At 72.5% G+C, this 8,477-nt stretch carries 5 protein-coding genes and 1 pseudogene; 4 read left to right on the top strand and 2 right to left on the bottom strand.

Annotated features, from left to right (window positions below):
- The 3 genes from HYE82_RS37375 to ptsP all read left to right on the top strand — a co-directional run.
- Positions 1 to 271, top strand: a 271-nt coding sequence (locus HYE82_RS37375) for a hypothetical protein (protein ID WP_218783248.1), incomplete at its 5' end; no start/stop codon positions are given.
- Between the two features lie 290 nt (positions 272 to 561).
- Positions 562 to 1,011 carry a PTS glucose transporter subunit IIA gene (locus HYE82_RS30520; protein WP_179177432.1) on the top strand — a complete coding sequence of 150 codons (450 nt, stop codon included), beginning with the start codon at positions 562 to 564 and terminating at the stop codon, positions 1,009 to 1,011.
- 208 nt (positions 1,012 to 1,219) lie between these two features.
- Positions 1,220 to 2,890 (top strand): phosphoenolpyruvate--protein phosphotransferase, encoded by a 1,671-nt coding sequence (gene ptsP, locus HYE82_RS30515; protein WP_179177431.1) that lies wholly within the window; start codon positions 1,220 to 1,222, stop codon positions 2,888 to 2,890.
- A gap of 93 nt (positions 2,891 to 2,983) precedes the next feature.
- On the opposite strand, the gene HYE82_RS30510 is transcribed toward ptsP, so the two are convergent.
- The gene (locus tag HYE82_RS30510; RefSeq protein WP_179177430.1) at positions 2,984 to 3,952 is read right to left on the bottom strand and encodes a hypothetical protein; all 969 of its coding nucleotides are present in this window, start codon (positions 3,950 to 3,952) and stop codon (positions 2,984 to 2,986) included.
- Positions 3,953 to 4,014: 62 nt separating this feature from the next.
- Positions 4,015 to 5,997 carry an acetoacetate--CoA ligase gene (locus tag HYE82_RS30505; RefSeq protein WP_179177429.1) on the bottom strand — a complete coding sequence of 661 codons (1,983 nt, stop codon included), beginning with the start codon at positions 5,995 to 5,997 and terminating at the stop codon, positions 4,015 to 4,017.
- A gap of 216 nt (positions 5,998 to 6,213) precedes the next feature.
- Here HYE82_RS30505 and HYE82_RS30500 point away from each other — a divergent pair.
- Positions 6,214 to 8,477, top strand: a pseudogene (locus HYE82_RS30500) (glycoside hydrolase family 31 protein); the annotation flags it as partial.

Below are 8,477 nucleotides of genomic sequence, written 5' to 3'. Positions count from 1 at the left end.
ACCGGAGTGGACGAGGTATCAACTTCTGGCGTTGATTTTTGGCACGCTGTTGAGTTCTCAAGGAACGGACGCTTCCTTCGTACTCACCCTCTCGGGCTTTCCTCCGGGCTTTCGTTCTTGCGTTTCCGACTCTATCAGAGTCTTTATCCGCTCGCTTTCGGGGTTTTCGCTTTCGCGTTTTCCCTTTCGGCGATTCCGACCTTATCAGCGTCTTTCCCGTGCTCTGCACATCGGCCGGTTCATCGGTATGACGAAACGACAGAGCGGATGAGCTCAAGATCAAAGCTGAAGGGTTGGTTCCCCGTCCATCGTCCGTTCGCGAGAAGTTCACGTGGGACGTCCTGGCGGGAGTCACGACAGTACAGGCCTGGTGGTTCACAGGCAAATCGATTCAGGCGTATGGTCTAGTCCACTACGGTGTCGCGGGAGCGCATCACGGTCCTCAGCAGGAGGTTCGTTTCGCGCGAACACCGGACATCTCATGACATACCCTTCGAAAGTGCGTCGCGCGGGACAGACAGTGACGGCGACGCTACGAAGCCCCATCCCCTGGGAGGCCCCATGACCACCGTGACGTCCCCACTTGCCGGGCGCGCCATCGGACTCGCCGCCGTGCCCGACCCGGTGTTCTCCGGCGCGATGGTGGGTCCGGGCACCGCCATTGATCCCGTCCGTGAGCCCTCGGAGGCGGTGTCCCCCGTCGACGGTGTGGTCGTCTCCCTGCACCCGCACGCGTACGTCGTCGTCGACGCCGAAGGACACGGTGTCCTCACCCACCTCGGGATCGACACCGTCCAGCTCAACGGCGAGGGCTTCGAGCTGCTCATCACCAAGGGCGACACCGTGACCCGCGGCCAGGCCGTCATCCGCTGGAACCCCGCCGCCGTCGAAGAGGCCGGCAAGTCGCCGATCTGCCCCGTCGTGGCACTGGAGGCCACCGCCGACTCCCTCGGCGACGTCCGTGAGGACGGCGACGTCAAGGCCGGCGACCAGCTCTTCGGCTGGGCCTGACGCATCGGATCGCCGGATGGTGCCGCCGGCTCGGAGATCCGGCCGGCGCCCGGCCACCGCTCCCGCTCGATCAGCTCGACGAATCGGAGACGGGTGAAGTGCCTCCGCCCACCGCTGAAGCGGCGGGCTTCCAACCCGGGGGTTGCGGTCCAGCCCGAACCGACCCCTCACGGGGCGTGACAAGACTACTACTGGCCAGGGAAGACTGATGGAGACAACGCTGCGAGGCGTCGGCGTGAGCCACGGTGTGGCGATCGGCGAGGTGCGGCACATGGGCACGGCGGTTCTGGAGCCGCCGGCCAGGCAGATCACCACGGACGAGGCGGAGCGCGAACAGGGGCGCGCCCGCCAGGCCGTGAGCGCCGTTGCGGCCGACCTGATCGCGCGCGGCCAGCTGGCCGGGGGCGAGGCACAGCACGTGCTCGAAGCCCAGGCCATGATCGCCGAGGATCCGGAGCTCATGGCGGACGTCGACCGGCGGATCGCCGTCGGCAGCACCGCCGAGCGCGGGGTGTACGACGCGTTCGCCGCCTACCGCGACCTGCTCGCGGGGGCCGGGGAGTACATGGCCGGGCGGGTGGCCGACCTGGACGACGTACGCAACCGCATCGTGGCGCGACTGCTGGGTGTTCCGATGCCGGGTGTACCGGACAGCAACGAACCGTACGTGCTGATCGCGCGGGACCTGGCACCCGCCGACACGGCGCTGCTCGACCCGTCGCTGGTCCTCGGCTTCGTCACCGAAGAGGGCGGCCCGACGAGCCACAGCGCCATCCTCGCGCGGGCGCTGGGCGTGCCCGCGGTCGTGGCGCTGCCGGGGGCCGGGGAGATCGCCGAGGGCACCGTGATCGCCGTCGACGGTTCGACCGGCGAGGTCTTCGTCGAGCCTGGCGACGAGAAGAAGACGGAGCTGGAGACGGCGGCCGCCGAGCGCAAGGCCGCGCTGGCCGCCTCGTCCGGTCCCGGTGCGACCTCCGACGGGCACAAGGTGCCGCTGCTCGCCAATGTCGGCGGGCCGGCGGACGTCCCGGCGGCCGTCGAGGCCGGGGCGGAGGGCGTGGGCCTGTTCCGCACCGAGTTCCTGTTCCTGGACGACAGCAGGAAGGCGCCGTCCGAGGAGAAGCAGGTCGAGTCCTACCGCAAGGTGCTCGAAGCCTTCCCCGAGGGCCGGGTCGTCGTCCGCGTCCTGGACGCCGGCGCCGACAAGCCGCTGGACTTCCTGACGCCTGCCGACGAGCCGAACCCGGCGCTGGGCGTGCGCGGCCTGCGCACCCTGCTGGACCACCCCGAGGTGCTGCGGACCCAGCTCACGGCGCTGGCCAAGGCGGCCGAAGGACTGCCGGTGCACCTGGAGGTCATGGCGCCCATGGTGGCCGACCGGGCCGACGCGAGGGCGTTCGCCGACGCGTGCCGTGCGGCCGGGCTGCAGGCGAAGTTCGGGGCGATGGTGGAGATCCCTTCCGCCGCGCTGCGGGCGCGCTCGATCCTGCAGGAGGTCGAGTTCCTGTCGCTGGGCACCAATGACCTGGCGCAGTACACCTTCGCTGCCGACCGGCAGGTCGGTGCGGTCTCACGCCTCCAGGACCCCTGGCAGCCGGCGCTGCTCGACCTGATCGCCTTGGCTGCCGGGGCCGCCCGGGTGGAGGGCAAGAGCTGCGGTGTCTGCGGTGAGGCCGCTTCCGATCCGCTGCTGGCGTGTGTGCTGACGGGACTGGGGGTCACCTCACTGTCCATGGGTGCCGCTTCCATCCCGTACGTACGGGCGACGCTCGCCAAGCACACGCTGGCCCAGTGCGAGCGTGCCGCGGCCGCGGCACGTGCGGCGGACAGCGCCGAGGAGGCCCGGATGGCCGCTCAGGCGGTGCTGTCCGGCGAGTAGCCGGTTCGTCGTGTACGTGTGATGCCGGTCGAGGGGCCTTCGCCGTGGCGGAGGCCCCTCCGGCGTTCTGCCGTTCTGTCCGGGCCCTGCCGGCTACCTCGGTCCGTGGTGCGGGTCGGGGCCGTCGACCTCGTATCCGGGGCAGTAGTCGACGCCGTGCTCCGGGGCCACCGGCTCCCCGGTGTCGGCGTCGGTGCAGTACGCGTTGAAGACGGCCGCCGCGGAGAGCGGCACCAGGCGGCCCCGGTCGAGGCGCCATCCGTGGACGCGGTCCCCGGGGGCCGCGCCGGTGGTGCGCAGCACCAGTCCCCCGGGGCCGCCGAGGGCGAGGCCCGCGGCGAGGACGGTCACGAAGTCGAGGCTCTCGCGGCCGTCGAATCGGGATGTGCCGTCCGGGCCTGCCGGGCCGGCGTCCGCAGGTGGCTGCCCGGGCGGATGTGGGGGCGTCTCGGTGTGGAGCACCGCCACCAGCTGCTGGTCCTTGGTGGGGATGCTGCAGACGAGGTGGTGGTGTCCCGGTCCGGCTCCCCGGACGAGGCGGGTGAGGACGTCGGCGGCCCGTTCGAACGAGGAGCGGCCGATGTCCTCGCCGCAGTCGGCGCAGGTGCCGAGCTCGGCGAGGAGTGTGGCGGCGTACTCCCAGGTGGCCTGGCGGACGGCCTCGTCGATGAGGAGCGGGACGATCTCGTCGATGGGGCGGCCCGTGTAGGGCAGGCCGGGGCCGGTTCCGGCGAGCTCGGCCGTGAAGCGGCTGCGGGATGCGGCGCTGTCCGGGTCGAGGTGCTGCTCGGCGCAGAAGTGGGTGTACTCCTCGGGGTCGAAGAGGGCCACGGTGGTGTGGATGCCCTGGGCGGCGCGGGACCTGAGGAGGTCGTCGACGTGGCGCAGGTAGTCCTGGTGGTCGTCGAAGGCGAAGCTGCGGTAGCGGCGCATGGCCGCGAAATCCCCGGGGTCGGCCAGGAGGCCGACGGTTCCGGGGATCTCGCGGCGCAGCATGCGGCGCTTGGCCGAGCGGCTGGTGCGGTCGGTGGTGTCATCGGTGGTGCGGTGCGTGGCGGACATGGCTCCCCCTGAATGCGCAGTCGATTGCTCACTCAGAGTAACGACGACCACTGACAGAGGGCTCAGGAGCGGCTGCGGGTGCGGGCGAGTTCCTCGTAGAAGTGCAGGAGGTCGAGGTTGTCGACGGAGCCGGGATTGACGGCCTTCTCCATGGGCGTGCCCTGGAGCAGTCGCTTGACCGGGACCTCGATGCGCTTGCCGGTGAGCGTGTGCGGGATGGCCGGCACCTCGATGACCTCGTCCGGCACGTGCCGCGGGGAGAGCTCCTCGCGGATCGTGGCCTTGATGCGGCTGCGCAGGTCGTCGTCGAGGGTGGCGCCCGGGGCAAGGTGCACGAAGAGTGGCATCCAGTAGCCGCCGTTCGGTTCCTCCAGGCCGATGACCAGGGATTCCTTGATCTCGGGGAGACGTTCTACAGCCTCGTAGATGTCGGCGGAGCCCATCCGGACGCCCTGGCGGTTGAGGGTGGAGTCGGAGCGGCCGTGGATGACCACCGAGCCGTGGTCGGTGAGGGTGATCCAGTCCCCGTGCCGCCAGACGCCGGGGAACATCTCGAAGTAGCTGTCGCGGTAGCGGCTGCCGTCCGGGTCGTTCCAGAAGTAGATCGGCATGGACGGCATGGGGTTGGTGACGACGAGCTCGCCGACCTCTCCGGTGAGCGGCTTGCCGGACGGGTCCCATGACTGCAGGTCCGTGCCCAGGCAGGGGGCCTGGAGTTCGCCGATGTGGACGGGGAGGGTCGGAACGGCGCCGGCGAAGCAGCTGCAGACGTCCGTGCCGCCGCTGACGGAGGCGATCCAGAGGTCCTCGGCGACCTCGTCGTGCAGCCAGCGGAAGCCGTCGGGCGGCAGCGGTGAGCCGGTGGTCGCCACGCACTTCACGGCGGACAGGTCGTGGTCCCGTGAGGGGTGCACCCCGGCCTTGCGGCAGGCCATGACGTAGGCGGCCGAGGTTCCGTACAGGGTGGCCCGGGTCCGCTCGGCGATGCGCCACTGGGCACCGGTGTCGGGGTAGCCGGGGCTGCCGTCGTACAGGACGACGGTGGTACCGGTGAGCAGGCCGGAGACGAGGAAGTTCCACATCATCCAGCCGGTGGAGGTGTACCAGAAGAACCGGTCCTCCGGACCGAGGTCGCAGTGCAGGCCCAGCTGCTTGAGGTGCTCCAGCAGGATGCCGCCCTGCGACTGCACGATCGCCTTGGGCAGGCCGGTGGTGCCGGAGGAGTAGAGCACCCACAGCGGGTGGTCGAAGGGGACCGGCTCGAAGACCGGCTCGGTGCGGGCGGAGGTGAGGTCCGCCCAGGCCAGGGCGCCGTCGGGGACCGGCGTACCGAGCAGCGGGATGTGGACGACGGCGCGCAGTGAGGGCAGGTCCGCGCGGAGCTCGGCGACGGTGTCGCGGCGGTCGTGCTCCTTGCCGCCGTAGCGGTAGCCGTCGACGGTGAACAGGACGACCGGCTCGACCTGCTGGAAGCGGTCGAGGACGCTCCGGGCGCCGAAGTCGGGGGCGCAGGAGGTCCAGACACCGCCGACGGCGGCGGTCGCGAGGAGCGCGACGACGGCCTCGGGGATGTTCGGGAGGTAGCCGCTGACCCGGTCGCCGGGGCGTACGCCGAGGGCGCGCAGCTCGGCGGCGAGCGCGCCGACCTGGCCGCGGAGCTCGGCCCAGGTGATGGGGGTGGCCTCGTGGGTCTCGTCCACGTACAGCAGGGCGGCGTCCTCGGCGCGCGCCGGGTCCTCGGCGGCGCGCAGGGCGTGCTCGGCGTAGTTGAGGGTGGCGCCGGTGAACCAGCGCGCGCCCGGCATGGAGCGGTCGGCGAGGACGGATGCGTACGGGGTGGTGAACCGTACGTCGAACCATTCGGCGACGGCCTTCCAGAAGGTGTCGAGCTCGGCGACGGACCAGGCGTGCAGCGCGGGGTAACCGCCGTCGGCGGGGGCGTCGTGGCGCTCGGCGGCCCAGGCCTGGAAGGCGGTGATACGGGCCCCGGCAATCCGGTCGGGCCCCGGGGACCAGAGGGGTTCCGGCTGGGTGGTCGAGGTCATGGGTCGGCTCCCGGTCAGGTCGGTCTGCGGCTTGCGCGGGGGTGCGCGCGGGATGTGCGTACGGTGCCATCGCGCGGTGGGTGGGCGCGCGGCGGCACACAGGGACGATGCCATGTGATCCACCTCCGCACCAGAGGTGCCGGGGAGGTGGACGGACGGGTGAACGGAAGTTGAACGCACCCCGCGCGGTCGGCGGCCGGTGGCAGGGTGAGCAGCATGAACGGTCGCGATCTGGTGCGTGCGGTGAAGGACATCGGTACGGAGCGCGGGCGGCGCGCATGGCGCGCGGCGCTGCGCCACCGGCGCGCGGACGCGGTGGGGCTGCCCCGCCGGGGAGCGGAGCGGGCGCGCGTGCCCGGCCTGCTGACGGGTACGGAGCCGAGGCCGGGCGGCGGGCTGCTCCGGTTCGCCCGTTCGGAGCTGCTGGTACGGATCGCGGCGGGCGGGGTCGTGTTCTGGAGCTGGGACGGCGCCGGGGCGACGCCGTCGTACGCCGTGGTGGGCGACGGGCCGGAGCCCGACCCGCGGGCGGTGCTGGAGCCGGACACCGGCGGCGGCTGGCGGGTGGTGCAGGGGGTGTCCCGGGTATCGAGGGTGCTGGCGGTGCCGGTAGTGGTGGTGGCGGCGGTCGTCCCGAGGGTGAGGCGCGTTGGGCTGTGCGGGCCGAGGTGCCCGCGGACTCCCGGTACTTCGGGCTCGGCGGGCGCGCCGCCGGACCGCGGCTGCGCGACGGCGTGTACCGGCTGTGGAACACCGATCCCAAGGGCGGATTCGGGCCCGGCGACGACCCCCTCTACATCACCATGCCCGTTCAGATGGTGGTCGCGGACGCGGGAACGCACCTGGTGTTCCACGACAACCCCTGGGACGGGCGCGTGGTGCTCCGGGAGGGCCTGGAGGGCGCCGGATCGGGCCCCGACCGGCCGGGTACGTGCGAGCTGCGCATGGACGGCGGGCCGCTGCGGTGCTGGGTGCTGGTGGGGCCACCGGCGCGGGTCCTGCAGAGCTGGGCGGCACTGACCGGCGCCCCCGCCGTACCGCCCGCCTGGGCTCTTGGCTACCAGCACGCGCGCTGGGGCTTCGGGAGCGCGCAGGAGGTGCGGCGGGTCGTGTCCGGCTACCGGGCGCGCGGGCTCGCGCTGTCGGCCGTGCACCTGGACATCGACCACTACGCGCAGCACCGGGTGTTCACCGTGGACGGTGAGCGGTTCCCGGATCTGCCCGGGCTGGCACGGGATCTGCGGGAGCAGGGCGTACGGCTCGTGTCGATCGTCGACCCGGCGGTCAAGACCGGCGACCCGGTGCACACCGCCGGCCGGGCGGTGGGGCCGGCCGGGGCGTTCGTACGGGACGCCCGGGGCGAGGAGGTGCGGGGCGAGGTCTGGCCAGGCGAGTGTGCCTACCCGGACTTCACGGACCCGGCGGTGCGCGAGTGGTGGGGCGGGCTGTACGCGGAGCGGCTGGCACAGGGGTTCTCCGGGGTGTGGCACGACATGAACGAGCCGGTTTCCTTCGCTCCGTTCGGGGACGCGACACTGCCCAGGTCGGCCCGCCACGCCATGGACGGGGCCGGCGGGGACCACCGGTCCGCGCACAACGTGTACGCGCTGGGCATGGCCCGGGCCGGGTGGGAGGGCCTGGTCCGGCTGCGGCCCGCCGAGCGGCCGTTCCTGTTCTCCCGGTCCGGGTGGGCGGGCATGCAGCGGTACGGGGGCACCTGGTCGGGGGACGTGGAGACCGGCTGGAAGGGGCTGCGGGCCTCGCTCGCGCTGGTGCTCGGGCTGGGGTTGTGCGGGGTGCCGTACTCGGGCCCGGACGTCGGCGGGTTCGGCGGTTCGCCGTCGCCGGAGCTGTACCTGCGGTGGCTGCAGCTGGGCGCGTACCTGCCGCTCTTCCGGACCCATTCGGCGATCTGGGCGGGGCGGCGGGAGCCCTGGGAGTTCGGGCCCGAGGTGGAGCGGCATGCGGGGGCCGTACTGGCGGAGCGGGAGCGGCTGCGGCCGTACTTCCTGACGCTGGCCCAGCTGGCACGGCGGACCGGGGCGCCGTACGTACGGCCGCTGTGGTGGGGGGCACCGGAGGACCGGGCGCTGCGGGACTGCGAGGACGCCTTCCTGCTCGGGGACGCCCTGCTGGTGGCACCGGTGCTGGAACCCGGGGCGAACCGGCGGGCGGTCCGGCTGCCGCGGGGGCGCTGGTACGACACCGCGACCGGGACGGCGTACGAGGGACCGGGCCGGATCCTGCTGGACGCCCCGCCCGGCCGGATCCCGGTGCTGGCCCGGGCGGGGGCCGTGCTCCCGGTCCGCGGGCCGGAGGGCGCGCGGGACGGCGTGGCCCTGGAGGCGTGGGCTCCGGCGCGGGGACGCACCGGGGGCGGGGTGCTGATCCGGGACACCGGGCCGGGCTTCGATCCGGGCGAGGAGGAACGGTACACGGTGCGGTGGGCGGGGGATGCGGTGGTGGTGGAGGACCAGGGC

The organism is Streptomyces sp. BR123, from assembly GCF_013401435.1.
GTDB lineage: Bacteria > Actinomycetota > Actinomycetes > Streptomycetales > Streptomycetaceae > Streptomyces.
Note: the sequence above shows the minus strand (reverse complement) of the source record. Positions and strands in the feature narration are given on the sequence as shown.